Source organism: Variovorax sp. N23 (assembly GCF_025486315.1).
Classification (GTDB): domain Bacteria; phylum Pseudomonadota; class Gammaproteobacteria; order Burkholderiales; family Burkholderiaceae_C; genus Variovorax.
In genome coordinates this window covers 148374-174959 of the sequence record NZ_JAOOPY010000001.1, presented here as the reverse complement: position 1 = coordinate 174959, position 26586 = coordinate 148374, and the positions used below count along the sequence as shown (strand labels likewise).

Genomic DNA, 26586 nt, shown 5'->3' with positions numbered 1-26586 from the left:
GATGATAGTCAGGCGCCGGTTCCGCGCTCGTGTCCGGCGCAAGGCCCCAAGGGTTTCTGCGGCCCGATGATCTGCTAGGGTGAGGTTCGAGAGTCATCCGCCCTGCGCCACCATGCCGACGCCCATCCCCTCGCCGCTGCCGCTGTTCCCACTGGGTTCGGTGCTCTTCCCCGACGGCTACCTGCCGCTGCGCATCTTCGAGGTGCGCTACCTTGACCTCATCGGACGCTGCAACAAGCATGGCCTGCCCTTCGGCGTGGTCAGCCTGACCCAGGGCGCCGAGGTGCGCGTGGCGGGCGCCGGCGCAGAACGCTTCGCGGCGGTCGGTACCGTGGCGACCATCCGCAGCTTCGAGGCGCCGCAGTCCGGACTGATGCAGATCGAATGCATCGGCACCCAGCGCTTCCGGGTGCGCAGCAGCGAGCTGCAGAAGCACGGCCTCTGGACCGCCGAGGTCGACGCCATCGCGGCCGACGTGGCCGTCGAGGTCCCCGCCGACCTGGAGCACGCGGCCGACGCGCTGCGCCGGCTGGTCGACACCCTCGAGGAACGCCGCCGCATGGAGCACCAGGAAGACCTGCGCCTGCCCATGGCCGAGCCCTACCGTTTCGACGACTGCGGCTGGGTCGCCAACCGCTGGTGCGAGCTGCTGCCGATGCAGGCCGAACTCAAGCAGCGGCTGATGGAACTCGACAGCCCCCTGATGCGGCTTGAACTCGTGAGCGACCTGCTCGCGCGCAACGGCATCGCGCGCTGAGGCGGGCGCGCTGCATCCGGCCCGCTGCCGAGGGGCTGCCCGCTAAAATGGCGGGTTTTGCGCGGCACCGTCCGTGCCATCCAGCCTGCTTCCCATGACCGAACCCACCACCTCCCCCGCGCCCGCGATCGACGACAACCAACTCATCGCCGAGCGTCGCGAGAAACTGAAGGCGCTGCGCGTGGCGCAGGCCGGTGGCAAGGAGGTCGCCTTCCCGAACGACTTCAAGCCCGCGCACCGTGCCGCGGCACTGGTCGCGGCGCATGGCGGCACCGAGGCCGAGCCGCTGGAAGCGCAGGCCGTGGCGGTCAGCGTCGCCGGCCGCATGATGCTCAAGCGTGTGATGGGCAAGGCCAGCTTCGCGACACTGCAGGACAGCACCGGCCGCATCCAGCTCTACGTCACGCGCGATGCGCTCGGCGAGGAGGCCTACGCCGCCTTCAAGCATTACGACCTGGGCGACATCCTCGGTGCCGAGGGCACGCTGATGAAGACCAAGACCGGCGAGCTGTCGGTCAAGGTGAGCCGGCTGCGCCTGCTCACCAAGAGCCTGCGCCCGCTCCCCGACAAGTTCCACGGCATGGCCGACCAGGAACAGAAGTACCGCCAGCGCTACGTCGACCTGATCACCGATGAAACGGCCCGCGACCGCTTCAAGGCACGCAGCAAGGCCGTGAGCGCGCTGCGTGAATTCATGGTCGCCAACGACTTCATCGAGGTCGAGACGCCCATGCTGCACCCCATTCCGGGCGGTGCCAACGCCAAGCCCTTCAAGACGCACCACAACGCGCTCGACCAGGAGATGTTCCTGCGCATCGCGCCCGAGCTGTACTTGAAGCGCCTGATCGTCGGCGGCTTCGAGCGCGTCTTCGAGATCAACCGGAGCTACCGCAACGAGGGCATCTCGGTGCGGCACAACCCCGAGTTCACGATGATGGAGTTCTACGCGGCGTACTGGAACTACCAGGACCTGATGGACTTCACCGAACTGATCATCCGCACGATCGCGAAGAAGACGGTCGGCAGCGAACAGCTCACCTACGGCGGCAAGGCCGTCGACCTGAGCCAGCCCTTCGAGCGGCTCACGATCCGCGAGGCGATCCTCAAGCACACCGACGCCGGCGCGAATGTCGACGACACCGCGTGGCTCGTCAACGCCCTGCGCAAGATCGGCCTCTCCGAAGAGAAGGACAAGCTCTCGCAGCGCAGCCTGGCCAGCCTGCAGGTCATGTACTTCGAGGAAACCGTCGAAGAAAAGCTCTGGCAGCCGACCTTCATCATGGAACACCCGACCGAGATCTCTCCGCTGGCGCGCGCCAACGACGAGCGGCCCGAGGTGACCGAGCGCTTCGAGCTCTACATCACCGGCCGCGAATTCGGCAACGGCTTCAGCGAGCTGAACGACGCCGAGGACCAGGCCGCGCGCTTCAACGCGCAGGTGGCCGCCAAGGACTCGGGCGACGACGAAGCGATGTTCTTCGACCACGACTTCGTGCGCGCGCTCGAATACGGCATGCCGCCCACGGGCGGCTGCGGCATTGGCATCGACCGCTTCATGATGCTGCTGACGGATTCGCCGAGCATCCGTGACGTGATCCTGTTCCCCGCACTGCGTCGCGAATCTTGAACGCTGCGCGCGCCGCGATCGGCATCGATTTCGGCACCTCCAATTCAGCGATCGCCTGGGCGGTCGACGGCGGCGCCGCCCGGGCGCTGCCGCTCGAAGGTGCGGCCACGACGATGCCGACCGCCCTCTTCTACAACGCCGAGGACCGCAGCACGCACTTCGGCCGCGATGCCATCGCGATGTACCTGGCAGGCGTCGAAGGCCGGCTGATGCGGTCGCTCAAGAGCCTGCTCGGCAGCTCGCTGATGCAGGAAACCACGGCGGTGTACGACGGCCTGGTGAGCTTCCAGGACATCGTCGCGCGCTTCCTGCACGAGTTGGGCACGCGTGCCGAGCGGACGCTGGGCCATCGACCCCAGCGCGTCGTGATCGGCCGACCGGTGCATTTCGTCGACGACGACGCCAAGCGCGACCGGCAGGCCGAAGACAGCCTGCGCGATGCGGCCCGCGCGGCGGGCTTTCGCGACATCGGCTTCCAGTTCGAGCCGATCGCCGCGGCCTTCGACTACGAGCAGCGCGTGACGAAGGAATCGCTGATCCTCATCGTCGACATCGGCGGCGGCACCTCCGACTTCACCGTCGTGCGCCTCGGCCCCGAGCGCGCCGCGCAAGCCGACCGCAGCGGCGACGTGCTGGCCACCAGCGGCGTGCACATCGGTGGCACCGACTTCGACCAGCGGCTGAACCTCGAGCGCGTGATGCCGCAGCTGGGTTTTCGCCACCACGACGCGCGCGGCCGCGAGGTGCCGAGCAAGGTCTTCTTCGAGCTCTCGTCGTGGCACCTGATCAACTGGCTCTACGCGCCCAAGGCCGTGCGCCAGGCGCAGGAGCTGCGCACCAGCTATGCCGACACGCGGCTGCACGACCGACTGATGACGGTGCTGGAGGAGCGCTACGGGCACCGCATCGCGAGCGAGGTCGAGCAGGCCAAGATCGACGGTTCGGTCAGCGATGCAGCCGTGACCATCGACCTGTCCTTCGTCGAGCCCGGCCTCGGCGCCGCGCTGACGCCGGACGACATGGCGCAGCAGCTCGCCGAATCGCTGGGCAAGGTGGTCGCCAGCGCGCACGAGTGCGTGCGGCGCGCCGGCCTGCGCAGCCACGACCTCGACGCGATCTACCTGACGGGCGGCTCGTCCGCGCTGCGGCCCTTCCAGCAGGCGCTACGGCGCGGCTTCGCGGGCGTGAAGCTGGTCGAGGGCGACCTGTTCGGCGGCGTTGCGGCCGGCCTCGCCTACGCGGCCCGCGGCGCGCGCACGGCGTGAAGTACCTGGCGCACTACCCGCCTGCCCTGCAGGCGCAGGTGCGCGCACTGATGGCCGAACAGGGCCTCGGGCCGATGCTGCAGAAGCGCTACCCGGCCGCGCACGCGGTGCGCACCGACCGTGCGCTCTACGACTACGTGATGGCGCTCAAGGCCGAGTTCCTGCGCAACGCCGATCCGCTGTCGAAGGTGATGTTCGACAGCAAGCTGCACGTCATCCGCCACGCGCTCGGCACGCACACCACCGTTTCGCGCGTGCAGGGCAGCAAGCTGAAGGCCAAGCGCGAGATCCGCGTGGCCAGCCTGTTCAAGGCGGTGCCGCTCGAATGGCTGCGGATGATCGTCGTGCACGAGCTCGCCCACATGAAGGAGCGCGCGCACGACAAGGCCTTCTATGCGCTGTGCACGCACATGGAGGCGGACTACCACCAGCGCGAGTTCGACCTGCGGCTGTACCTGACCCACCTCGACGCCGGCGGGCCGCGGCTGTGGGACGTGGAAGCCGCGGCCGATGACGCGGCGCGTCAGGCCGGCAGCTGCGACAGCGCCCTGCGGTAGGTCGGCGACACGACCATCGCGTCCCAGGCCGGCGCCGGGGCCTTGGGCAACAACGCCCGTCGCCGCGCCTCGCCCGCCGCGTCCGGCTGCCAGCGTCCGGCCTGGGCCGCGGCAGCGAAGCCGTCGAGCAGTTCGTCGAGCGGTGCGCCATCGCCGATGCTCTGGTTGCACAGCATCGCCAGGTCGCAGCCGGCGCCGAGCGCGGCCAGCGCCGCGTCGGCGTAGCTCAGCAGCCGGCCGTCGATGTAGCGGCCGGCCTCCATGCTGAGGTCGTCGCTGAAGATCGCGCCGTCGAAACCGAGCCGGCCGCGCAGGATGTCCTGCAGCCACTTCGACGAGAACCCCGCCGGCCGTGCATCGACCTTCGGGTAGATGACATGCGCCGGCATCACGGCCGCGAGCGTGCCGGTGAGCCACGCGAAGGGGCGCGCGTCATCGGCCAGGATCGCCTTCAGGCTGCGCCGGTCGACCGGGATCGCGACATGGGAATCGGCCTTGACGAAACCGTGCCCCGGAAAGTGCTTGCCGCAGTTGGCCATGCCGGCCTGCAGCAGGCCGTGCATCAGGCTCTTGGCCAGCAGCGCGGCGACACGCGGGTCGCGGTGGAAACTGCGGTCGCCGATCACCGAACTCTCACCATGGTCGAGGTCGAGCACCGGCGCGAAGCAGAAGTCGACGCCGACGGCGCGCAGCTCGCTCGCCAGCACGAAGCCTGCCGCCGTGGCGGCCTGCACGGCGCGCATTGGGTCGTCCATCCACAGCGTGCCCAGCGCACGCATCGACGGCAGCCGCGTGAAGCCGTCGGTGCGAAAGCGCTGCACCCGTCCGCCTTCGTGGTCGACGCAGATCAGCAGGTCGGGCCGGATCGCCTTGATCTGGGCATTGAGCGCCTGCATCTGCGCGCGGCTTTCCCAGTTGCGGGCGAAATGGATGACGCCGCCAACCTGCGGATGGGCGAGGCGGCGGCGGTCGGCCGCGCCGAGCGTGGTGCCAGCCACGTCGATGACGAGCGGGCGTTGCGTGACGGAAGCACTCATGCAGTGGGGGCCGTGTTCTGTTCGACGACCACGAAGCTGGCCGCGTAGTCGGTTTCGTCGGTGACGGTGACGTGGGCCGTGAGCCCGCGCGCCTCGAACCATTCCTTGAGCACGCCGTGCAGCACGATCACCGGTTTGCCGCTGCGCTCGTTGGCGATCTCGCACAGGCGCCAGCTCATCGGCATGCGCATGCCCATGCCGACCGCCTTGCTGAAGGCCTCCTTGGCGGAGAAACGGGTGGCGAGGTAGCGCAGGCCGCGCTGGGGCCAGCGCACGCTGCGCGCCTGCCACACGGCGAACTCCGCGTCGCTCAGGACCTTGCGCGCGAAGCGCTCGCCCTGGCGCTCGAAGGTCGCGGCGACGCGGCGGACGTCGCAGATGTCGGTGCCGATGCCGTAGATCACGCGGTCAACCGGCGCGCTGCGCCTCGTCGATGCAGCGCAGGTAGTCGTGCGTGGCGGCGGCGTAGCCGAGCTCGAGCGCATCGGATACGAAGGCATGGCCGATCGACACCTCCTTGACGCCCGGCACCGCGCGCAGGAAGTCGGCGAGGTTCTCGCGGCTCAGGTCGTGGCCGGCATTGACTTCGAGGCCGGCGGCCTGCGCCGCGCGGGCGGCCTCGGCGTACAGCGCCAGCACCGCATCGGCCCGCGAGGTGCCGCGCGAAGCCGCGTAGCCTTCGGTGTAGAGCTCGACGCGGTCGGCGCCGACTGCCTTGGCCGCGGCCATCATCTCGGGCGCCGGGTCCATGAAGAGGCTGACGCGCACGCCGAGCTTCTTCGCCTCGGCGATCAGCGGGCGCAGGCGCTCGGCGTCATCGGGAAAGGTCCAGCCGTGGTCGCTGGTGGACTGGGTTTCGCTGTCGGGCACGAAGGTCGCCTGGTGCGGGCGGCAGTCGCGCACGAAGTCCATCAGGTTGTGGAAGGGGTTGCCTTCGATGTTGAACTCGGCATCGGGCCAGTCGCGGGCCAGCAGGTCGGAGAGCTCGTGCACGTCCTGCGCGCGGATGTGGCGCGCGTCGGGCCGGGGGTGCACGGTGATGCCCTTGGCGCCCGCGTCAAGGCAGACCGCCGCCGCGAAGAGCACGCTCGGGATGCCGAGGTGGCGGGTGTTGCGCACCAGGGCGACCTTGTTCAGGTTGACCGAGAGGGCCGTGAGGGTGGAAGGCGTGGTCATGGCGTTCAAAGGGCTTGCAGGTCCCGCATCATCTGCCGGGTCCGCAGGGTGGACACGCCACAATGGTAGTTCAGCAGAGTGCGCAGCTGGCCGCGCAAGGCGCCGTTGCTGCCCGCGCTGAGCATGGCCACGCAGCGCAGCGTCGCGGTGAACGGCGCCCGGTCGTCGAGCGCCACCTGCAGCGCCTGCCAGTCGGCACCGGCGAGCGCTGTTTCTTCGCGCGCCGCCTCGCGCAGCCCGGCCTCGGGCAGCAGCGTGTAACGCAGGTCGGGTGAGAGCGGCGACAGTGTCAGCGTCTCGGCGTCGAGCGCCGGCAGCAGGCCGACCTCGCGCAGCAACGACAATTCGAAGGCGCGCAGCGCGGCCGCCTGCGTGGCGGCCTGGGCCTCGGCATGGTCGCCGGCCAGCACCTCGACCACGCCGGCGTAGGCGTCGAACAGCGCCTCGTGCGCGTCGTCGCGCGCCAGCAGGCGCAGCAGCAGCTCGTTGATGTAATAGCCGGACATCAGCGACTCGCCGGTCGGCATCACATGGCCGCCCATCCACTCGGCGCCCTTGAGCGTGCGGATCTCGGCGTCGCCGCCGTAGTTGAGCTGCAGCGGCTGCAGGGGCAGCAGCACCGGACGGAAGTTGGAACTGGGCCGCTTGGCGCCCTTGGCCACCAGCGCGATGCGCCCGTGGTGGCGGGTGAAGGCTTCCAGGATGACGCTCGACTCGCTCCAGTCGTAGCGGTGCAGCACGTAGGCCGGCTCGTGGGAGACGCGGTGGGTGGCCACCTGCGGGCTATTCGTACCCGAAGCTGCGCACGCGCGCCTCGTCGTCGGCCCAGCCGGACCGCACCTTCACCCACAGCTCAAGGAATACCTTGGCGTCGGCCAGCTTCTCGAGCTCGACGCGGGTCTCCATGCCGATGCGCTTGATGCGGTCACCCTTGTCGCCGATCACCATCGCCTTGTGCGTGTCGCGCTCGACCACGATGGTGGCGGCGATGCGCAGCAGGCGCTTCTGGCCCTTCTTCTGCGGCGGCTCTTCCTCGAACTTGTCGATGATCACCGTCGAGGTGTAGGGCAGCTCGTCGCCGGTCAGGCGGAACAGCTTCTCGCGCACCAGTTCGCCCGCAAGGAATTTCTCGCTGCGGTCGGTGAGCTCGTCCTCGTCGTAGAACCAGGGCTGCTCGGGCAGGTACTTCTCGCAGATGCCGAACAGGCGCTCGACGTCCTTCGCATTCTTGGCCGACATCGGCACGAACTCGGCGAAGGCGTGCTTGCCCTGCATGGTCTGCAGCCAGGGCGCGATGTCGCCACGGCGGTGCACGTTGTCGAGCTTGTTGGCCAGCAGTACGGTCGGGATGCCCTTGCCCAGCAGCTTGAGCACGCGCTCGTCGGCGGGCGTGAAGCTGCCGGCCTCGACCACGAACAGGATCAGGTCGACGTCACCGACCGCACCCTGCACGGTCTTGTTGAGCGATTTGTTGAGCGCGTTGGCATGGAGCGTCTGGAAGCCGGGCGTATCGACGAAGACGAACTGCGTCGCTCCCAGCGTGCGCATGCCGGTGATGCGGTGCCGCGTGGTCTGCGCCTTGCGCGAGGTGATGCTGATCTTCTGGCCGACCAGCGCATTGAGCAGGGTCGACTTGCCGACGTTCGGCTTGCCGACGATGGCGATCAGACCGCAATGCTGCGGGCCCTGCGGCCTCGTCGCATCGGGTGCCGTGGGGGCGGTGTCTTCTTCGGGATCGCCAGGGGCGTCGTGGGTGATGTTCATTTTGCTTTCGTGCCGCGCGCCTTGAGCTGGATCAGCATCGCCGCGGCGGCGGCTTGTTCGCCGGCGCGGCGCGAACCGCCGATGCCGCGCTCGGTCAGGCCCATCTCGACCACCTCGCACGCGACATCGAAGGTCTGTTTGTGGGCTGCCCCGAGCGTGCCGACCACACGGTAGGCGGGCAGCTTCATTTTGTGCCCCTGCAGCCATTCCTGCAATTCGGTCTTGGGGTCCTTGGCGGCCGCGTCCATGCGCGGCGTGATCTCGACGGACTCGTAGAGCCGGTGCACCAGCGCCTGCGCCGCGGCGTAGCCGGCGTCGAGATAGACGGCGCCGATCAGCGCCTCCAGCGCGTCGGCCAGGATGGAGGGCCGGTTCTGGCCGCCGGAACGGGCTTCGCCCTCGCCCAGCCGCAGCAACGGCGACAGCGCGAGCTTGACCGCGAGCTGATGCAGCGTGTCCTGCTTGACAAGATTGGCCCGCACGCGTGACAGATCGCCTTCGGGCAATTCGGACAGCCGCACGTACAGGAGGTGCGACACCGCCAGGTTCAGGACGGAGTCGCCGAGAAATTCCAGCCGCTCGTTGTGATCGGCGGAAAAGCTGCGGTGCGTGAGCGCGAGTTGGAGCAGCCGCGCGTCGGCGAACGTGTGCCGCAGGCGCGTCTGCAGCGCATCAAGAGCACCTTCTGCCACGGTCAGCGGGACTGGCCCTGGCCGCTGTACTTGAGCAACAGGTAGGCCGGGCCGAAGAGGTGGATCTCGCGGTCGTACGCGAAGGCCACGACCACCTTGTCGCCCACTTTCTGCACGTCGAGGTCCTTGCCGCTCACCGATTTGAAGTCGTCGATGGCCTGGGCACGGTCGAAGATCGCCCGCACTTCGGGCACGGTCGAGCCATCGGCAGCCTTGGTCGCCGCCTTCTGGATGGCCTGGTACTCGATCAGCGTCGGGATGACCTGCGCCACGACCACGCCGACGCACGCCAGCACGATGGCGACGAACAGCAGCCCGATGAACGAAATCCCGCGCTGCCTCGATGCCGAGACCGACCGATGTGCCCTCACTGCCATTTGCTCTACCCCTCGAAGGATTGACTTTTATTGGAACGCGCCGATGCGTCCGAGATCGCCGAAGTTCATCCAGACGAAGAATGCGCGACCGACGATGTTCTTGTCCGGCACGAAACCCCAGTAGCGCGAATCGAGCGAGTTGTCGCGGTTGTCACCCATCATGAAATAGTGACCCGCGGGCACCTTGCAGACCACGCCCTCGACACTGTAACGACAATTTTCCTGGTTCGGGAAGCCCATGACCTCCACTTCCGAGATGCCGGCACGGCGGCTGTCGTCGTTGAGCAGTTTGTGCGTCTTGCCGCCGAGGTTCTCGGTGTACTGCTTGAGGTAACGCATGGTCTCCTCGTCGAAGTAGTCGGGAATGGCGTCCTTGGTGACCGGCTGCCCGTTGATCGTCAGCTTCTTGTTCAGGTAGGCCACCTCATCGCCTGGCAGGCCGACCACGCGCTTGATGTAATCCAGGCTGGGCTTGGGCGGATAGCGGAACACCATCACGTCGCCACGCGCCGGTCCGGTGCCTTCGGTGATCTTGGTGTTGAGCACCGGCAGACGCAGGCCGTAGGTGAACTTGTTCACCAGGATCAGGTCGCCCGTGAGCAGCGTCGGCATCATCGAGCCCGACGGGATCTTGAAGGGCTCGAACAGGAAGGAACGCAGCAGGAACACGATCAGGATCACAGGGAACAGCCCGGCGGTCCAGTCCAGCCACCACGGCTGCATCAGCAGCCGCTCGCGTGCCTTCGTATCGACGGTGTCGACCTCGGTGATGCCCTGGCGCGCCAGGTTCTCGCGGCGCTGGGCCAGCGAGGCCTCGAGCGTTTCGGCCGCACGCCGTCGCCGCGGCAGGAAATAGAAACGCTCGGCCAGCCAGTAGAGACCGGTCACCACGGTCGCCAGGAACAGCAACAGCGCGAAATTGCCTTCGACCGCGCCGAAATACCAGGCGCCGACATAGCCGGCGAACGCGGCGAGGATGAGGGAGGTAAGGAATGCCATCTTTGTCTTCTTGGAGGGTGCGCCGCGCTAGAAACCGGCGAAAACCGATGCCGGAGATACCGCGGATCCGGCTTCGCCGGGCCGCCGGTATCGCCCCCTCGAGGGGGAAGCGCCGCAGGCGCTACGGGGGTGGTTCATTCTTTAGTCTTCGACCTGCAGGATCGCCAGGAAGGCCTCTTGCGGGACTTCGACGGAGCCGATCTGCTTCATGCGCTTCTTGCCCGCCTTCTGCTTCTCGAGCAGCTTTTTCTTGCGGGAGATGTCGCCGCCGTAGCACTTGGCGAGCACGTTCTTGCGCAGCGCCTTGATTGTCTCACGCGCGATGATGTTGACCCCGATGGCCGCCTGGATCGCCACGTCGAACATCTGGCGCGAAATGATCTCGCGCATCTTCGAGACCACGGCGCGGCCGCGGTACACGCTCTGGCTGCGGTGCAACATGATCGACAGCGCATCGACCTTCTCGCCATTGAGCAGAATGTCGACCTTCACCACCTCGGCCGAGCGGTACTCCTTGAACTCGTAGTCCATCGAGGCATAACCCCGGCTGACACTCTTGAGCTTGTCGAAGAAATCGAGCACGATCTCAGCCAGCGGCATCTCGTAGGTCAATACCACCTGGCGGCCTTTGTACGCCATGTTCATCTGCACGCCGCGCTTCTGATTGGCCAGCGTCATCACCACGCCCACGTACTCTTGCGGCATGTAGAGGTGCATGGTGACGATGGGTTCGCGGATCTCGGCGGTCTTGCCGATTTCAGGCATCTTGGACGGGTTCTCGACCATGACCACCTGGCCGTCGTTTTTGACAACCTCGTAGACCACGCTCGGCGCGGTCGTGATGAGGTCCTGGTCGAACTCACGCTCCAGTCGCTCCTGCACGATCTCCATGTGCAGCAGGCCGAGAAAGCCACAGCGAAAGCCGAAGCCCAGCGCTTGGCTGACCTCGGGCTCGTAGTGCAGCGAAGCGTCGTTGAGCTTGAGCTTTTCGAGTGCGTCGCGCAGCGCGTCGTATTCGCTCGCTTCGGTCGGGTACAGCCCGGCAAATACCTGCGGCTGAATTTCCTTGAAGCCTGGGAGCGCTTCGGTCGCGGTGGCTGCTGCGCCGCCGGTGCCGGGCTTGATCAGGGTCACCGTGTCGCCGACCTTCGCCGCCTGCAGTTCCTTGATGCCGGCGATGATGAAGCCCACTTCGCCCGCTTCCAGCGACTCACGTTTTTCGGTGGCCGGCGTGAACACGCCCAGGTTGTCGGCGTTGTACATCGCACCAGACGCCATCATCTTGATGCGCTCACCCTTCACCAGTCGGCCATCGACAACCCGCACCAGCATCACGACACCGACGTACGGATCGAACCAACTGTCGATGATCATCGCGCGCAGCGCCGCATCGGGATTGCCACGCGGCGGCGGCACCTTGGCAACCACGGCTTCGAGGATGTCGTCGATGCCGATGCCTGTCTTGGCAGAACACAGAATCGCTTCGGTGGCGTCGATGCCGATCACGTCTTCGATTTCAGACCTGGCGTTGTCGGGATCCGCGTTCGGCAAGTCGATCTTGTTCAGCACGGGCAACACTTCGACGCCGAGGTCGAGTGCGGTGTAGCAGTTGGCCACCGTCTGCGCCTCGACGCCTTGCGACGCATCGACGACGAGCAGTGCGCCTTCGCATGCAGACAGCGAGCGACTCACTTCATACGAGAAGTCGACATGGCCCGGGGTGTCGATCAGATTGAGGTTGTAGACCTGTCCATCACGTGCCTTGTAGTGCAGCGCAGCGGTCTGTGCCTTGATGGTTATCCCACGCTCTTTTTCGATGTCCATCGAGTCGAGCACCTGCGCTTCCATCTGGCGCTCTTCGAGACCACCGCAACGCTGGATCAGTCGGTCCGCGAGCGTCGACTTGCCATGGTCGATGTGCGCAATGATCGAAAAATTTCTGATGTGATTCATCAACGGGAACGCTTAAGTACTTGAATTGCCACGCACGCAGAACGCGTCAGGCAAGAAAAAAGGGCGCGTCCGAAAGAGACGCGCCCTGAACCAACAAGCAATGGCAACTGCAGTAGTTGGAGCTTCATTGTAGGCAAAAAGGGGAGCGCGTACATGTCGGAACCGGGTCAGGAAGGCTCGTTGCAGGTCAGCAACAGGAAAGTTATAAACAGCTTATCAACAAAATCGGTGGGTAGCTTATGGGACAACTTGTGGGCGATCTGTGGAGCGACGGTGGACTGTCGCAGGGCTTACCGCATGGTGGAGAGCCCGCCAGCCCTTATGCATACCCAACGCTGCGTTGGGGCCCTATTCTACTGAAATGCGTCGTTAGTCCATCGAACAAGTTTGTGATTACTAACTTCAAATACCATTCGATGCACCCAAAAAAATTCTCGCTGCCGGGCAAAAGCGTTGGCTCCTCCCCAAAAAAAGGCCCCAAACCCGACTGCCGGGTGGGGCCACTTGACGCGTTGAGGCGATTCAGCGCGCGGGCCGGATCAAGGTGTACTGCGCCCACTCGCCACGTCGGAAGAGCACGCTGACCGGCTTCGATTTATCGGCCTTGCCTGCGGCGGCCTCGAATTCCTTGACATTGGCCACTTCGATGTTGCCCACGGCGAGGATGACATCGCCCTCCTTCAGGCCGGCACGCGCTGCGTTCTCGGTGGCAGCTTCGATCTTCACGCCGCCGCGCAACTTGATCTCCTTCTTCTGCGCTTCGGTCAGGTCGCTCACGGCCAGGCCGAGCCACTTCGCTGCGGCCGAAGCGGCCGGCTTGGGCGTCGGCTCTTCGCGCTCGACCGCCGTGCGCGCGGGCTTGTCCGGCTCGATCTCTGCGACGGTGACGGACAGATCGCGCGAGCTGCCTCGGCGGAACACCGTGAGCGTGCTCTTGGTGCCCGGCTTCGTGTTGCCGACGAGCCGGGGCAGATCGCTCGGCTTCTCGATCGCCTTGCCGTCGAACTTGGTGATGATGTCGCCCGGCTCGACGCCGGCCTTCTCGCCCGGCGAGCCGGCCTCGACGCTGCGCACCAGCGCACCCTGCGGCTTGCCCAGACCGATCGACTCGGCGACGTCCTTCGTCACCTGGTCGATGCTGACGCCGATGCGGCCGCGCGAGACACGCCCCGAGGTGCGCAGTTGCTCGCTCACGCGGATCGCCTCGTCGATCGGGATCGAGAAGGAGATGCCCATGAAGCCGCCCGAGCGCGAATAGATCTGGCTGTTGATGCCGACCACCTCGCCGCGCATGTTGATCAGCGGTCCGCCGGAATTGCCCGGGTTGATCGCCACGTCGGTCTGGATGAAGGGCAGGTAGTCGCCCGTGTCGCGCTGCTTGGCGCTCACGATGCCGGCGGTCACGGTGTTCTCGAGGCCGAAAGGCGAGCCGATGGCCATCACCCATTCGCCGACGCGCAGCTTCGACACGTCGCCCATCTTCAGCGCGGGCAGGCCCGTAGCGTCGATCTTCACGACAGCGACGTCGGTGCGCTTGTCGGCGCCGATGATCTTGGCCTTGAATTCGCGCTTGTCGGGCAGGGTGACCAGCACCTCGGACGCATCCTCGACGACGTGCGCATTGGTCATCACGAAGCCGTCCGGACTCAGGATGAAGCCGGACCCCACGCCGCGTGGCCGCGATTCTTCCTGCGGCTCTTGGGGGCGGTTGGACCGTGGCGGCGTCTGGCGCGGTTGGCCGGGCAGCGGTTGACCGAAGAAGCGGCGGAAGAACTCCTGCATCTCCTCGTCCATTTCGCCGCTGCCTGCGCCACGCTGGGCGACCTTCTCCACCGTCCGGATGTTGACCACCGACGGGCCGACCTGGTCGACCAGGTCGGTGAAGTCCGGCAACGTCCGGGTCTGCGCCTGCGCCGCCGTGGTCGGCAGCGCGCCTCCCACGGCCGACAAGGCCAGGGCGCATGCGAACACGTAGGACGGGAGTCTCTTGCCCTCGACTTGGAACGTCATCTTCAAATCTCTTTCAAGCAAACTGCAAAAAATACCGAGCTATGAATCCGGGTGAGCTGATTGGTTCAGCGCCATCGGCCCGCTCGCGCGCCCTGCTCCGGCACGCGCGTTCGTCAGCGCGTGCGGACGAGCCCCTGGGCAAAAGCCTGCAGCGTCTTCGGCGGCACTTCACCGACGATCGTCAGCCACCAGTCTCCACCTTTGTCGCTCAATCGGCGAGTGAGCGTGTAGGTCGCACCCAATGCCATCAGGGCCTCGCGGGGCTGGCGCTGCGCATCGTAGGGCTCCACGAAGAGCGACACCGAGGCCAGCCCGTCCGTGAAGGTCCACTGCATCGTGCGCTCCGGCCTGGCCTCGCCATCGAGCGCGCGCCGATAGCAATTGACCGGCTTGAAGCCCGGCACCGGTTCGCGCAGCGACCAGCCCTCCGCGGCAGCCGTCGTGCGCTCGAGCGAAGATTCCTCCACCCGATAGCCGGCGGTATTGCCCATCATCTGGGCCAGCGCCTGCGTCTTCACCGGCGCCTCGAACTGCAATTCGGAGAACGCCGACTGCTCCACCACCCGACCGTCGTCATCGACGGTCTGCAATGCCACCACGAGGCCCGAGCGGCGCTCGCTCCACACCCGGTAGCCGAAACGCAACCCGTCCCGTGGGGCGAGTTGAAGAACGTCGGCATCGAAGCCCGCCACACGGCCCTTGCCGAGCGCCCGCGCGTCGTAGAAGTCGCCGATCGCCGAGTCCGGTGCGCCTGGCAGGTTGGGAAAGAAATCGAGGTTCTCACGCTTCTCGCTCCTGACGACCTTGTCCTCGGGGAAGAAGGTCATCACGTGGTCGTTGCGGCGGAACGTGGAACGCGGGGCGCCCGACAGCGCCTCGATGCGCTCCATCAGGACATCGCCGTCGGCGACGTGCCAGATGCGTGAACTCGACAGATTGCCGGTCGCTGCGGACACCACGAAGGTGCCGACATAGGTGCGCTGGCGCGAGGCCGCATGCATGCGGCGCAACCAATCGACCGTGCTCAGCGTCGGCGGCTCAGCCGGCGCGGCGCCCGGCATCTTCGACGGCGCCGAAGGCGCGCGGGTCTGCGCCACGGCCCACTGCGCAAAGCAGAAGGCGGACAGCACCAGCAAGGCGCGGCGTAGTTTCATCGGTGGGGCGTCTGTCCGACGGTGGGCATCATCGGGGTGGCTCAGCGCGAAGCGCCTTCAAAGGTGGCATTCCGAAGGAAGCCGGACGGCATCTGGGCACCGCCGGCAGCTTGCCGATGCGCTTCGAGCAACTGGTCCAACCGCGGATCGCGCAGCATCACCTGCGGTGCCCCGCTGCCAACGAGCACGCGCGTCGTGGCACCGACGCTTGCGGCAGGGGCGTTCTGCTGCATGGCTGCAAGCACCGATCCCTCGGTCGACGACTGCACCGGCGGGACCTGCTGCGAGGCCAGTTGCGGACCCGATGCCGGGACGCCGGCGCCGTTGCCGACCCAGTTCCACCCGATCGCCGCCGCCGCGGCCAGCGACGCCACACCGGCCACCAACTTCCACCGGAACACGGGTTCGTTCGCGGCGTCGACGTGCATGAGGGGCACGGATTCGGGCAACGCCACCGGTACCGCCTGCGGCGTCACCGGCTCGGCCGCCAGCCGCGCCTGGAAGCGCGCCAGGAACTGTCCACTGTCGGTACAAGCCGAGTGCCGGCCTGCACGCAACACGTCGCCCACGACGTGGTACGTGCGCCACGTCGCCTGAAGTTCGCCGTCGACGCAGACGCGATCGACGGCACGGGCAAAAGCCTCGCCCTGAAGTTGGCCATCCGCCAAGGCGGACACCGCTTCGCGCACTGACTCTGGGGTATGTTTCATCTCGTTCACCTGCTTACCAACGCTTGCCGGACTGGTTGTCGAGCATGGGCTTGACCCGTGCCGAAATCGCTTCGCGTGCCCTGAATATGCGAGAGCGCACCGTGCCGATGGGACAACGCATGACCTCGGCAATTTCTTCGTAACTCATGCCCTCGATTTCGCGCAGCGTGACCGCCTGCCGCAATTCGGCCGGCAGGGCCTCCATCGCAGCCTCGACCGCAGCCGCGATTTCGTTCGCAGCCATCACCGTTTCGGGGGTTTCGTCGCTGATTGGTTCGTTTCCCGGCCGGTAAGTTTCATCCTCGTCCGAGGAAGATGGCCGCAAGGCCGCCTCCGAGACCGTCGGGTCGCGCTTCATGTCGACCAGCGCCTTTTTGGCCGTGTTCACCGCGATCCGGTAGAGCCAGGTGTAGAACTGGGCCTCGCCGCGGAACTGGTGCAGGGCCCGGTAGGCACGGATGAAGGTTTCCTGCGCGATGTCCTCGACCAGATCGACGTCACGCACCATCCGGCCGATGAGGCGCTCGATGCGTCGCTGGTACTTGATCACGAGCAGCTCGAAGGCCTTCTGGTCACCCGCGACCGTGCGCTGGACGAGCTGGAAGTCGACTTCGCCGGGTCGTGGCTCCGCATCGCCGGTCGAGGCGGCTTCGGGTGGAGCAGGTGGTGGAGAGGCTGTCATCGAAACGAAGGAGGCGCGCCAGGCGCCGATGCGTCCGGAGACATGCCGTCCGGTGCCGTCGTCGGGGCGCGCGAATATACCGCACGCCGCAGCGCTGCCCACCGCGAGGGGTCGGCGCGCCGTTCCAGCCACAACCAGCAGGAGGGCCGGCCGGGCTCGACCAGCCGCACCAGCATCAGCGCCTGCAGGTCGAGACCCGCCTGCACACGCGCGGCAGCCTGGGGGGTACGACCCGACCACGACCAGCACTGCCCGTCGAAGCGCAGAAGGCCGACCTGGCGATGTCCGCCGAAGCGCCACGCCACGCCACCGGCCAGCATCACGCTCGTCAGCAGGAGGAGCGCCCGGCCGCCGAAGTCATCGCGCGCGGCAAAGCCGGCACCGATGGCACCGGCCAGCCAGATGGCAGACAGAAGCAGTTGCGCCGCGCGCGACGGCCCCACGGGGAAACTCACCGCCGGGGCGCTGTGCATGGCGCCGTGTCCGTCAAGCGCGCTTGAACACCAGCGTGCCGTTGGTGCCGCCGAAGCCGAAATTGTTCTTCACGGCCACGTCGATCTTGAGGTCCCGCGCCTCGTTGGCGCAGTAGTCGAGATCGCACTCCGGATCCTGGTTGAAGATGTTGATCGTTGGCGGGCTCTTCTGATGGTGCAGTGCCAGCACCGTGAACACCGATTCGATACCGCCGGCACCACCCAACAGGTGACCGGTCATCGACTTGGTCGAGTTGACGACCAGCTTCTTCGCGTGATCACCGAAGGCCAGCTTGACCGCATTGGTCTCGTTGACGTCGCCAATCTGCGTCGAGGTGCCGTGCGCGTTCAGGTACTGCACTTCGTCCGCGTTGACGCCGGCATTGGTCAGCGCCATCGCCATCGAGCGGCGCGGGCCATCGACGTCGGGTGCGGTCATGTGGTACGCGTCGCCCGTGAGGCCGAAGCCCGAGACTTCCGCATAGATCTTGGCGCCCCGGGCCTTCGCGTGCTCGTATTCCTCGAGCACCATCACACCGGAACCTTCCCCCAGCACGAAACCGTCGCGGTCCTTGTCCCACGGACGCGAGGCCGTTGCCGGATCGTCGTTGCGGGTGCTCAATGCACGCGGTGCGGTGAAGCCGCCAATGCCGAGCGGCGAGATCGTGGACTCCGCACCGCCGGCGACCATCACGTCGGCATCGCCGTATTCGATCATGCGTGCCGAGAGGCCGATCGCGTGCAGGCCCGTCGTGCAGGCGGTCACGACGGCGATGTTCGGGCCCTTGAAGCCGTACTTGATCGACACGTGGCCGGAGATCATGTTGATGATCGAGGCCGGCACGAAGAACGGCGAAATGCGGCGGGGACCGCGGCTCGCGTATTCAGCATGCGTTTCCTCGATCATCGGCAGGCCGCCGATGCCGGAGCCGATGTTGCAGCCGATGCGGACGGCATCTTCATACGCCAGGGCATCGCCCGTGGGCAATCCGCTGTCCTGCACGGCCTGGATGGCGGCAGCGAACCCCAGATGAATGAAGCGGTCCATGTGACGCGCTTCCTTCTCCGTGATGTACTGGGTGATGTCGAAACCCTTGACCTCGCCGGCAAACTTGCAGGCGAAGGCACTCGCATCGAAGGCGGTGATGTTCGCGATACCCGACTTCCCGGCCAATAGATTGGCCCAGGATTCGGACACCGTGTTTCCGACAGGAGCGATGCAACCGAGTCCGGTCACGACGACGCGGCGTTTGGTCATGCCGGCAAACCTTTCTGGGGAAGCATCGAGGCCGTCTCGCGGAGCGCACGGCGCCAAAGCGCCGCGGACCGGGACCGGTGTTCGATGCGCGGCCGATCAGGCCTTTTGATTCTTGGAGGCGTAGTCGACGGCGTTCTGCACCGTCGTGATCTTCTCGGCATCTTCATCGGGGATCTCGATGCCGAACTCGTCTTCGAGCGCCATCACCAGTTCCACCGTGTCGAGCGAGTCGGCACCCAGGTCGGCGACGAAGGCCTTTTCGTTGGTGACTTGAGACTCTTCCACGCCGAGCTGCTCGGCGATGATTTTCTTGACACGTGCTTCGATATCGCTCATTTGGTTCCCTCTGAGGGTTTGTAAAGAATCGGTGGATTTTAGCCGGCCGGCCTGGGCCAGTTGCCTCACGGGCCGTACGGAAACGAATTGCGCCAGACGGCTACATGTGCATGCCGCCGTTGACGTGCAGTTCCTGCCCCGTCACATAGGCAGCCTGCGGCGAAGCGAGGTACGCCACCGCATGCGCGATGTCGGACGGCTTGCCCAGATGCCCCAGCGGAATCTGCGAGAGCAGCGCCTGCTGTTGCGCTTCCGGGAGACTGGCCGTCATGTCGGTTTCGATGAAACCGGGGGCGACGCAGTTCACGGTGATGTTGCGGCTGCCCAGCTCGCGTGCGAGCGCGCGGGTCATGCCGGCCACGCCGGCCTTCGCCGCCGCGTAGTTGGCCTGGCCGGCGTTGCCGGCGGCGCCCACGACGCTCGTGATGTTGATGATGCGCCCGTAGCGCTGCTTCATCATCGGGCGGATGGCCGCACGGGACAGGCGGAAGACGGCCTTCAGGTTGGTGTCGAGCACCGCGTCCCAGTCGTCGTCCTTCAAGCGCATGGCGAGCATGTCGCGCGTGATGCCGGCGTTGTTGACCACGACGTGCAGCCCGCCGTACGTCTTGACGATCTCTTCGACCAGCGCATCGAGCGCGGCGCCGTCGTTGACGTCGAGCGCGCGGCCCTGACCGCCGAACGCGCCGAGTGCGGTCGTGATCTTCTGTGCGCTGTCAGCGGTCGTGCCGGTGCCGATGACCTTCAGACCGTGATGGGCCAGTTCCAGGGCGATGGCGGCGCCGATGCCGCGCGATGCGCCGGTCACCAGGGCAACCTGCCCTTCGAATTTGATGGTGCTCATGGGGTGTTCAGCAGTTGTCGGGTCTCGGCGAGCGTCGCCGGATCGTAGACCGTCGCCGTGACAAGTTCAGGCGAGATGCGCTTGACCATGCCGGACAGCACACGGCCCGGCCCGCATTCGACGACGGTCGCGACACCGCGCGCCTTCAAGGCCTGCACGCTCTCGACCCAGCGCACCGGCCCGGCGGCCTGGCGCACGAGCGCATCACGGATCCGCTCGGAGGTGGTTTCGACCGCGACGTCGATGTTGTTGAGCACGGGGATCCGCGGTGCCGCGAATTCGACCGACGCCAGCTTCTCGCGCAGCGCCTGGGCAGCAGGCCGCATCAGGCTGGAATGGAACGGCGCCGATACAGGCAGTAGCAGCGCACGCTTGGCGCCGTTCGCCTTGAGCAGTTCGCAAGCCTTGTCGACGGCGGCCTTGCTGCCGGCGATCACGGTTTGCATCGGGTCGTTGAAATTGACGGCTTCGACGCATTCGGCGCTGCCGGCTCCAAAACCGGCGGTCACTTCGGCACAGCCGGCGATCACCTTGGCCGCCTCCATGCCCAGCACCGCGGCCATCGCGCCGGTGCCGACCGGCACGGCCTGCTGCATCGCCTGCGCGCGAAAGCGCACCAGCGGCGCAGCCTGTGCCAGCGTCAGCACACCCGCAGCGACCAGCGCCGAGTATTCACCCAGCGAATGGCCCGCGACGACGTCCGGCGTCGCCCCTCCTTCGGCCAACCAGGCGCGCCATGCGGCCACACCGGCCACCAGCATCACCGGCTGGGTATTGGTCGTCAGGGCCAACGCCTCTTTCGGACCGGTCCGGATGAGCTCGCCCAGGTCTTCGTCGAGCGCGGCAGAAGCCTCCCGTAGGGTCTCTGCCACGGCGGGGTGGTCGCCCCACGCGTCGAGCATGCCGACCGCCTGGGATCCCTGGCCCGGAAATACGAATGCGAAGGAAGTCATGGTCTCTTGTCTTTGTCTGATGCAGACGTCGGGGCGGCCTGCGGCTCGCCCTCGGCGATCACAGGGTCAGGAGCACGGCGCCCCAGGTGAACCCACCGCCGACACCTTCGAGCATGACGGTCTCTCCTTTTTTGATCTTGCCGCTGCGCACCGCATCATCCAGCGCCAGTGGAATCGAGGCAGCCGAGGTGTTGCCGTGGTCGTGGACCGTCACCACCAGCTTTTCCAGAGGCAGCTTCAACTTCTTCGCGGTGCCTTCCATGATGCGGAGGTTGGCCTGGTGCGGAATGAGCCAGTCGATGTCCGCCTCGGTCTTGCCGGCCTTCGCCAGCGCCGCACGCGCCGCATCTTCCAGCACGCGAACGGCCAGCTTGAACACGGCCTGCCCATCCATATGGAGCAGCGGCGTGCCCAGGACCTTCCCGCCGGACACATGACCGGGGACGGACAGGATATCGACGTATTTGCCGTCGGCGTGCAGATCACTCGCCAGGATGCCGGGCGTTTCGCTGGCCTCCAGCACCACGGCGCCGGCACCATCGCCGAACAGCACGCATGTCGTGCGGTCACTGAAATCGAGGATGCGCGAAAACACTTCCGCACCCACCACCAGCGCGCAGCGGGCGCTGCCGGTCTTGATCATGGCGTCGGCCACCGTGAGCGCGTAGACGAAACCGCTGCACACCGCCTGGATGTCGAAGGCGGGGCAGCCGGCGATGCCCAGCTTGCGCTGCAGGATCGCGGCCGACGAGGGGAACACCATGTCCGGCGTCGAGGTGGCGACGATGATCAGGTCGATGTCTTCAGCCTTGCGGCCCGCCGCTTCGAGGGCGCGCTTGGAGGCCTCGAGGCCCAGGTCGCTGCTGGTCACATCAGGTTCGGCGAAGTGGCGCGCCCGAATGCCGGTGCGCTCGACGATCCATTGGTCGGACGTCTCGATGCCGCGCTCGGCCAGTTCGCGGGCAAGGTCGTCGTTGGTCACGCGGCGGGGTGGCAGATAGCTGCCTGTGCCGGAAATGCGAGAAAAGAGGGTCATCAGACGGGGAGCGAGGTCGCGTCTACCGGCGCCGCCGGCTCCGTTCGCGCGAGCAGTGGCGCGGCGTGAGCAATGCGGGCCCGCACGCGATCGAGCAGGTTGTTGCGAGCGGCATCATAAGCGCGATCCAACGCATAGCCGAACGCCACTTCGTCGGCCGAACCATGGCTCTTGAAGACCAGGCCGCGCAAGCCCAGCAACGCCGCACCGTTGTAGCGACGGTGATCCAGCCTCTTTTTAAGAGCTTTTAGAACCGGATAGGACACGATCGCAGCAAACTTGCTGAAGAGGCCGTTCGAATACTCGAAGCGCAGGAAGTCGACGATCATGGCGGCCACGCCCTCGGTGGCCTTCAGTGTCACATTGCCGACGAAGCCGTCACAGACGACGATGTCCGTGGTGCCCTTGAAAATGTCGTTGCCCTCGACGTTGCCGTAAAAGTTCAAATCCTTCGATTTGGCGGCCGCTCGAAGCAACTGACTGGCTTTCTTGATCGTTTCACTGCCCTTGATCGCCTCTTCACCGACATTGAGCAGGCCTACGGTCGGGGACTCGTTGCCGGTCAAGGCCGAAACCAGCGCGGAACCCAGCACGGCGAACTGCAGGAGGTCTTCGGCATCACAGTCGACGTTCGCCCCCAGGTCCAGTACCGTCGTGGCGCCGCCCTTGCTGTTGGGAAGCTGCGGCGCGATGGCCGGCCGATCGATGCCGTCCAAGGTCTTGAGGAGATAGCGTGCGATGGCCATCAAAGCACCGGTGTTGCCCGCAGAAATGGCAGCCTGAGCACCACCGTCCTTGACCTGCTGGATGGCCACGCGCATGGACGAATCCTTTTTCTTGCGCAGCGCGATCTCGATCGGGTCGTCCATGCTGACCACCTCGGACGCCGGAATCAGCATGGCACGGGGATGTGCGAAGCCCTTGAGCGCCTCGGGCAGCCCGATCAGGCGCAGCGACGCCTCAGGATGGCGCTCGAGAAACGCACGACAGGCCGGCAGCGTGATGCGCGGGCCATGGTCGCCGCCCATGCAATCCACGGCGAGCGTGATTGCGGAGGGCGCGGATGCGAAAGAGGAAGGGATGACCATCAAAACAAAGGCCCGACGCTACGCAAGAAGTAGCTTCGGGCCTTGGCCTTGAATCTGAAAATCAGGACTCGGACTTGGTCTTGAGAACCTTGCGGCCACGGTAGAAGCCGTTCGGGCTGATGTGGTGACGCAGGTGCGTCTCGCCCGTGGTGGGCTCGACGGCGATGCCGGGCACGCCCAGCGCGTTGTGGGAACGGTGCATGCCGCGCTTGGAAGGCGACTTCTTGTTTTGCTGGACGGCCATGATGGCTCCTGGAATTCGGTTGGGTGGTGGGCATGCGGGGCGGCATCGACACAGAATCCCTCAAGACCTGGCCAATGGCGGCGCGCGCGAAGCCCACGATTATAGCGCGGACGCGCCCGATGCGCCACCTGCCCGGAAAACCTCACTTCGGCTTGCGGTCCCGCAGGGCTTCGAGCACGGCGAAGGGGTTCGGGGCGGCCTCCTCCGCCTCCTCGAAGCCGGGGTCCGCCACCGACAGTCGGACCGGCACCGGGCACACCTCGTGCCGCGGCGTGACGGGGACTTCCATCAGCAGCTCGTCTTCGATCAAAGCGAGCAGATCGAAATCGCGTGCAGCCACCAGCACATCCTCGTCGGACGCCTCGTCCTCGAGGGCCGCCGTCTCTTCGTCGGCCGCGAAACGGAACGCGCGATCGACCGTCAGCGGCAGCCGGACCGGTGTCAGGCAACGCTGGCAGACAAAAGGCAAGGTCGTCTCGACGCGCAGATGAAGCCAGGGCGCCAGGGCACCGTCGCCGCCGGCGCGGCGTTCGCCGGTCGCTTCCCAGGTGACACGGGCATCGGCGGCGGGTTCGGCCAGCTCGGAGCGAAGCCGCTCGAAGTCCGACACCGGCGTCTCCCCGGTCAGGCTGTCCGCTGCGGTCGCAAACGCGTTCACGTCGATCCGTGATGCTGCAAATTCTCTGTTCATCCCGGTCAGTCTAAACCGCTCGCGCACAATCGGCGCCATGCCACGCACGCTGATCCTTGCCTCGACATCCCCCTATCGCCGCGAACTCCTGAACCGCCTCGGTCTGCCCTTCGAGGTGCAGGCGCCTGGCGTCGACGAAACACCGCTGGCCGGCGAAACGCCACTGGCGCTGGCGCAGCGCCTGGCGCTGGCCAAGGCCCATGCCGTGGCGACCGCCTTCCCCGAGGCGGTCGTGATCGGCTCCGATCAGGTCGCCGACCTGAATGGCGAACCACTCGGAAAGCCCGGCGACCATGCGCGGGCCACGCTCCAGCTGCAACGCATGCGGGGCCAGACGCTGGTGTTCCAGACCGCGGTGGCCGTCGTCTGCGCGGCCACCGGCTTCAGCGCACATGACGTCGCCCCGGTGCGCGTGATCTTCCGCGCACTCAGCGACGGCGCCATCGAACGGTACCTGCGCGCCGAACAGCCCTACGATTGCGCCGGCAGCGCCAAGAGCGAGGGCCTGGGCATCGCCCTGCTGGAGGCGATCGACAGCGACGACCCGACCGCCCTCGTCGGCCTGCCCTTGATTCGGACCTGCCGAATGCTGCGCGCGGCAGGCGTCGACCTGCTGTGAGCACCCATCCAATGGCAGAAACACCGACCGAGAAAGTCCTCGGCAAGCTGTACCTGGTTCCTGCGCCACTCGACTTCGGCTGCGATGTCCAGGCGCCGCTGCAGGACGTGCTGCCCCTCGGCACGCTCCAGGCCGCAGCGCAGATCACGCACTGGATCTGCGAGAACGCCAAATCGGCACGCGCCTACCTCAAACGGATCGAGGCGGTCGCGCCGCTCGCCGCGCCCGTGCAGGCGCAGCACATCCAGGAATTGCCGCGCGAGGTGCACAAGAAGGGCGACCACGCCGGCCAGTTCGACGCCCGGCCGCTGCTGGCCGCGGCGCTCGAAGGCCACGATGTCGGACTGCTCAGCGAAGCCGGCATGCCGGCCGTGGCCGACCCGGGCTCGTCGGTCGCGCGTGCCGCGCACGAGCTCGGGATCGCCGTCGTGCCGCTGACCGGGCCGGTGTCACTACTGCTCGCGCTGGCGGCGAGCGGCTTGAACGGTCAGAACTTCGCCTTCGTGGGCTATCTGCCGCAGGACGCTGCCGCCCGCGTGCAGCGCATCCGTGAGCTCGAAGCGCTGGCCCTGCGCAGCGGTCAGACGCAGCTGTTCATCGAGACGCCCTATCGCAATGCGGCCCTGCTGCAGGCCCTGACGCAGACCCTGCAGCACCACACCCGGTTGGCCGTGGCACGCGGCCTGACGCTGGCCACGGCGCAGGTGCGCAGCGACACGGTCAAGGCGTGGCGCGCCCGGCCGCCTGCGCAGGACGATCGCCTGCCAGCCGTCTTCGCGATCGGGCGCTGAGCCGCCTCAGCGCAGCGCCGGCACGCTGCGCAGTGCGCGCACCGAGGCGTCGCCCATGGCCGCGCCGAACTTCTTGGCCAGCTTTTCGGCGACGTTGTCGCGACGGGTGTAGTCGATGACCTCTTCCGCCTTGATCACTTCGCGGGCGACGAAGTCGACGTTGCCCAGCTGATCGGCCAGACCCAGGTCGACCGCCTGCTGGCCGCTCCAGAACAGGCCGCTGAACAGGCCGGGCGTATCGGTCTTGAGGCGATCGCCGCGCCCCTTCTTCACGACGTCGATGAACTGCGCGTGGATCTGGTTGAGCATCTGCTGTGCATGCGCACGCTGCGCGTCGCTCATCGGGCTGAAGGGATCCAGAAAGCCCTTGTTCTCGCCAGCGGTGATCAGACGACGTTCGACGCCCAGCTTTTCCATCGTGCCGGTGAAGCCGAAGCCGTCCATCAGCACGCCGATGCTGCCGACGATGCTGGCCTTGTCGACGTAGATCTTGTCGGTGGCCGCGGCGATGTAGTACGCCGCAGAGGCGCAACTTTCCTCGACGACCGCGTACACCGGCTTGTCGTGCTTGGCCTTCAGGCGCAGGATCTCGTCGTGGATGATGCCCGCCTGCACCGGGCTGCCGCCCGGCGAGTTGATGAGCAGGACCACGCCCTTGGCGCCCGCGTCCTCGAAAGCGGTCTTCATGGCCGCCACGACGAACTCGGCGCTCGCGTCGGCGCCGTTGGCGATCTCGCCCTTGATCTCGACCACGGCGGTGTGCGCGGTCGAGGTGGTGGTGCTGGGCGCCGCGCGCGACATGGCCAACCACACCAGGAAGACGAAGAAGGCGAGCCAGGACAGGCGCACGAAGGTCTTCCACCGCCGTGTGGCGCGCTGCTCGCGCAGCGAGGAAAAGGCGAGTTTCTCGAGGGTGGCACGCTCCCAGCCGGGCTGCGAGGTCGGATCGTTCTTGGACATGGGGGTGGGAGATGGCGCGCCCGGGATCGGCGCGGGACGTTCAAAAGGCTCGAAACCCTGCGGTTCCGTGCGGGTGGGATCGGTCATGAGGGTGGGGCGGGCCACCTCGCGAGGTGCCCGAGGTGATGAAGGGTCGAATTCCTAGAAGGCGATCGGCTGGAGGTTCCAGTCAGTATGCCAGTGCACCACGCCGTCCTTCTCGCTCAATGCGATCTTCACGAGTCCGCCCCGGCACGGCCCGCCCTCGCAGGCACCGGTATCGGGCCGGTAGACGGCGCCGTGGGTGGCGCACAACAGCCATTGGCCGGTGTCGTCGAAAAATCGGTCGGGCTGGTAGTCCATCTCCATCGCGATGTGGCTGCAACGGTTCAGATAGGCATGGGGCAGGCCTTCGAAGCGGACCGCGAAGGCTCGGCAGGTTTCTCCGCCGTGGACCACATCGAACGGGACGGCCAGACCGCCTTCCACCAGATCGGACGAGTTGCACAGCGCAATGGTATCGGTCATGGGCGGATTCTGATGGCGCGGGTTCG

The 26586-nt window shown here is 66.5% G+C and carries 30 protein-coding genes; 6 read left to right on the top strand and 24 right to left on the bottom strand.

Annotated elements, in window-relative coordinates:
* Positions 1 to 112 precede the first annotated feature (112 nt).
* The 4 genes from N8A90_RS00770 to N8A90_RS00755 all read left to right on the top strand — a co-directional run bounded on the left by N8A90_RS00770 (position 113) and on the right by N8A90_RS00755 (position 4206).
* Positions 113 to 757 carry an LON peptidase substrate-binding domain-containing protein gene (locus N8A90_RS00770; RefSeq protein WP_262072734.1) on the top strand — a complete coding sequence of 215 codons (645 nt, stop codon included), beginning with the start codon at positions 113 to 115 and terminating at the stop codon, positions 755 to 757.
* 94 nt (positions 758 to 851) lie between these two features.
* Positions 852 to 2384 carry a lysine--tRNA ligase gene (lysS, locus tag N8A90_RS00765; protein WP_410087612.1) on the top strand — a complete coding sequence of 511 codons (1533 nt, stop codon included), beginning with the start codon at positions 852 to 854 and terminating at the stop codon, positions 2382 to 2384.
* Positions 2381 to 3649, top strand: coding sequence for an Hsp70 family protein (locus tag N8A90_RS00760; RefSeq protein ID WP_410087611.1), 1269 nt, complete (start codon positions 2381 to 2383; stop codon positions 3647 to 3649). Before lysS ends, N8A90_RS00760 begins: the two co-directional genes overlap by 4 nt.
* Complete coding sequence (locus tag N8A90_RS00755; RefSeq protein ID WP_262072732.1) at positions 3646 to 4206, top strand: YgjP-like metallopeptidase domain-containing protein; 561 nt, start codon at positions 3646 to 3648, stop codon at positions 4204 to 4206. The genes N8A90_RS00760 and N8A90_RS00755 overlap by 4 nt, the downstream gene beginning before the upstream one ends.
* Here the strand turns inward: N8A90_RS00755 and nagZ are convergent.
* The 22 genes from nagZ to N8A90_RS00645 form a co-directional block, all read right to left on the bottom strand.
* Positions 4173 to 5243 carry a beta-N-acetylhexosaminidase gene (nagZ, locus tag N8A90_RS00750; protein WP_262072731.1) on the bottom strand — a complete coding sequence of 357 codons (1071 nt, stop codon included), beginning with the start codon at positions 5241 to 5243 and terminating at the stop codon, positions 4173 to 4175. The two genes, N8A90_RS00755 and nagZ, sit on opposite strands and share 34 nt — an antisense overlap.
* Positions 5240 to 5647 (bottom strand): holo-ACP synthase, encoded by a 408-nt coding sequence (gene acpS, locus N8A90_RS00745; RefSeq protein ID WP_262072730.1) that lies wholly within the window; start codon positions 5645 to 5647, stop codon positions 5240 to 5242. The genes nagZ and acpS overlap by 4 nt, the downstream gene beginning before the upstream one ends.
* 4 nt (positions 5648 to 5651) lie before the next feature.
* Positions 5652 to 6419 (bottom strand): pyridoxine 5'-phosphate synthase, encoded by a 768-nt coding sequence (locus N8A90_RS00740; protein ID WP_262072729.1) that lies wholly within the window; start codon positions 6417 to 6419, stop codon positions 5652 to 5654.
* 5 nt (positions 6420 to 6424) lie between these two features.
* On the bottom strand, positions 6425 to 7195 hold the full coding sequence (gene recO / locus N8A90_RS00735; RefSeq protein WP_262072728.1) for a DNA repair protein RecO: 771 nt from the start codon (positions 7193 to 7195) through the stop codon (positions 6425 to 6427).
* Between the two features lie 7 nt (positions 7196 to 7202).
* The gene (gene era, locus N8A90_RS00730; RefSeq protein ID WP_262072727.1) at positions 7203 to 8183 is read right to left on the bottom strand and encodes a GTPase Era; all 981 of its coding nucleotides are present in this window, start codon (positions 8181 to 8183) and stop codon (positions 7203 to 7205) included.
* Positions 8180 to 8875 carry a ribonuclease III gene (gene rnc, locus N8A90_RS00725; RefSeq protein WP_262072726.1) on the bottom strand — a complete coding sequence of 232 codons (696 nt, stop codon included), beginning with the start codon at positions 8873 to 8875 and terminating at the stop codon, positions 8180 to 8182. Before rnc ends, era begins: the two co-directional genes overlap by 4 nt.
* 2 nt (positions 8876 to 8877) lie before the next feature.
* Positions 8878 to 9252: a DUF4845 domain-containing protein gene (locus tag N8A90_RS00720; protein ID WP_410087610.1), complete on the bottom strand. Its 375-nt coding sequence runs from the start codon at positions 9250 to 9252 to the stop codon at positions 8878 to 8880.
* A 27-nt stretch (positions 9253 to 9279) separates the two neighbouring features.
* On the bottom strand, positions 9280 to 10251 hold the full coding sequence (gene lepB, locus N8A90_RS00715; RefSeq protein ID WP_262072725.1) for a signal peptidase I: 972 nt from the start codon (positions 10249 to 10251) through the stop codon (positions 9280 to 9282).
* Positions 10252 to 10392: 141 nt separating this feature from the next.
* Positions 10393 to 12204, bottom strand: coding sequence for a translation elongation factor 4 (lepA, locus tag N8A90_RS00710; protein WP_262072724.1), 1812 nt, complete (start codon positions 12202 to 12204; stop codon positions 10393 to 10395).
* Between the two features lie 522 nt (positions 12205 to 12726).
* Positions 12727 to 14214, bottom strand: coding sequence for a DegQ family serine endoprotease (locus N8A90_RS00705; RefSeq protein WP_262072723.1), 1488 nt, complete (start codon positions 14212 to 14214; stop codon positions 12727 to 12729).
* 113 nt (positions 14215 to 14327) lie between these two features.
* Positions 14328 to 15368 (bottom strand): MucB/RseB C-terminal domain-containing protein, encoded by a 1041-nt coding sequence (locus tag N8A90_RS00700; protein ID WP_410087609.1) that lies wholly within the window; start codon positions 15366 to 15368, stop codon positions 14328 to 14330.
* 41 nt (positions 15369 to 15409) lie between these two features.
* Positions 15410 to 16078, bottom strand: a complete 669-nt coding sequence (locus tag N8A90_RS00695) for a sigma-E factor negative regulatory protein (RefSeq protein WP_262073131.1) — start codon at positions 16076 to 16078, stop codon at positions 15410 to 15412.
* Between the two features lie 13 nt (positions 16079 to 16091).
* On the bottom strand, positions 16092 to 16760 hold the full coding sequence (gene rpoE, locus N8A90_RS00690) for an RNA polymerase sigma factor RpoE (RefSeq protein ID WP_262073130.1): 669 nt from the start codon (positions 16758 to 16760) through the stop codon (positions 16092 to 16094).
* Complete coding sequence (locus N8A90_RS00685) at positions 16757 to 17233, bottom strand: hypothetical protein (RefSeq protein WP_262072722.1); 477 nt, start codon at positions 17231 to 17233, stop codon at positions 16757 to 16759. The genes rpoE and N8A90_RS00685 overlap by 4 nt, the downstream gene beginning before the upstream one ends.
* Positions 17234 to 17246: 13 nt before the next feature.
* Positions 17247 to 18491, bottom strand: a complete 1245-nt coding sequence (gene fabF / locus N8A90_RS00680) for a beta-ketoacyl-ACP synthase II (RefSeq protein WP_262072721.1) — start codon at positions 18489 to 18491, stop codon at positions 17247 to 17249.
* A gap of 96 nt (positions 18492 to 18587) precedes the next feature.
* Positions 18588 to 18827 (bottom strand): acyl carrier protein, encoded by a 240-nt coding sequence (gene acpP / locus N8A90_RS00675; RefSeq protein ID WP_140843300.1) that lies wholly within the window; start codon positions 18825 to 18827, stop codon positions 18588 to 18590.
* Positions 18828 to 18927: 100 nt separating this feature from the next.
* Positions 18928 to 19671 carry a 3-oxoacyl-ACP reductase FabG gene (fabG, locus tag N8A90_RS00670; protein WP_262072720.1) on the bottom strand — a complete coding sequence of 248 codons (744 nt, stop codon included), beginning with the start codon at positions 19669 to 19671 and terminating at the stop codon, positions 18928 to 18930.
* Complete coding sequence (gene fabD, locus N8A90_RS00665; RefSeq protein ID WP_262072719.1) at positions 19668 to 20624, bottom strand: ACP S-malonyltransferase; 957 nt, start codon at positions 20622 to 20624, stop codon at positions 19668 to 19670. Before fabD ends, fabG begins: the two co-directional genes overlap by 4 nt.
* A gap of 58 nt (positions 20625 to 20682) precedes the next feature.
* Positions 20683 to 21660, bottom strand: a complete 978-nt coding sequence (locus tag N8A90_RS00660; RefSeq protein ID WP_262072718.1) for a beta-ketoacyl-ACP synthase III — start codon at positions 21658 to 21660, stop codon at positions 20683 to 20685.
* Positions 21660 to 22748 (bottom strand): phosphate acyltransferase PlsX, encoded by a 1089-nt coding sequence (gene plsX / locus N8A90_RS00655; protein WP_262072717.1) that lies wholly within the window; start codon positions 22746 to 22748, stop codon positions 21660 to 21662. The genes N8A90_RS00660 and plsX overlap by 1 nt, the downstream gene beginning before the upstream one ends.
* A 61-nt stretch (positions 22749 to 22809) precedes the next feature.
* A complete protein-coding gene (gene rpmF, locus N8A90_RS00650; protein WP_262072716.1) occupies positions 22810 to 22992 on the bottom strand; it encodes a 50S ribosomal protein L32 in 183 nt (60 codons plus the stop codon).
* 142 nt (positions 22993 to 23134) lie between these two features.
* Entirely contained in the window at positions 23135 to 23683 is a 549-nt protein-coding gene (locus N8A90_RS00645; RefSeq protein ID WP_262073129.1) for a YceD family protein, read from the bottom strand.
* Positions 23684 to 23720: 37 nt separating this feature from the next.
* On the opposite strand from N8A90_RS00645, the gene N8A90_RS00640 reads away from it, so the two are divergent.
* Together N8A90_RS00640 and N8A90_RS00635 are read left to right on the top strand one after the other, a co-directional pair.
* Positions 23721 to 24302, top strand: coding sequence for a Maf family nucleotide pyrophosphatase (locus tag N8A90_RS00640; RefSeq protein WP_262072715.1), 582 nt, complete (start codon positions 23721 to 23723; stop codon positions 24300 to 24302).
* An 11-nt stretch (positions 24303 to 24313) separates the two neighbouring features.
* A complete protein-coding gene (locus tag N8A90_RS00635) occupies positions 24314 to 25093 on the top strand; it encodes an SAM-dependent methyltransferase (protein ID WP_262072714.1) in 780 nt (259 codons plus the stop codon).
* A gap of 6 nt (positions 25094 to 25099) precedes the next feature.
* On the opposite strand, the gene N8A90_RS00630 is transcribed toward N8A90_RS00635, so the two are convergent.
* Together N8A90_RS00630 and N8A90_RS00625 are read right to left on the bottom strand one after the other, a co-directional pair.
* Complete coding sequence (locus N8A90_RS00630) at positions 25100 to 26140, bottom strand: S49 family peptidase (protein WP_262072713.1); 1041 nt, start codon at positions 26138 to 26140, stop codon at positions 25100 to 25102.
* 54 nt (positions 26141 to 26194) lie between these two features.
* Positions 26195 to 26560: a Rieske (2Fe-2S) protein gene (locus tag N8A90_RS00625; RefSeq protein ID WP_262072712.1), complete on the bottom strand. Its 366-nt coding sequence runs from the start codon at positions 26558 to 26560 to the stop codon at positions 26195 to 26197.
* Positions 26561 to 26586: the final 26 nt, after the last annotated feature.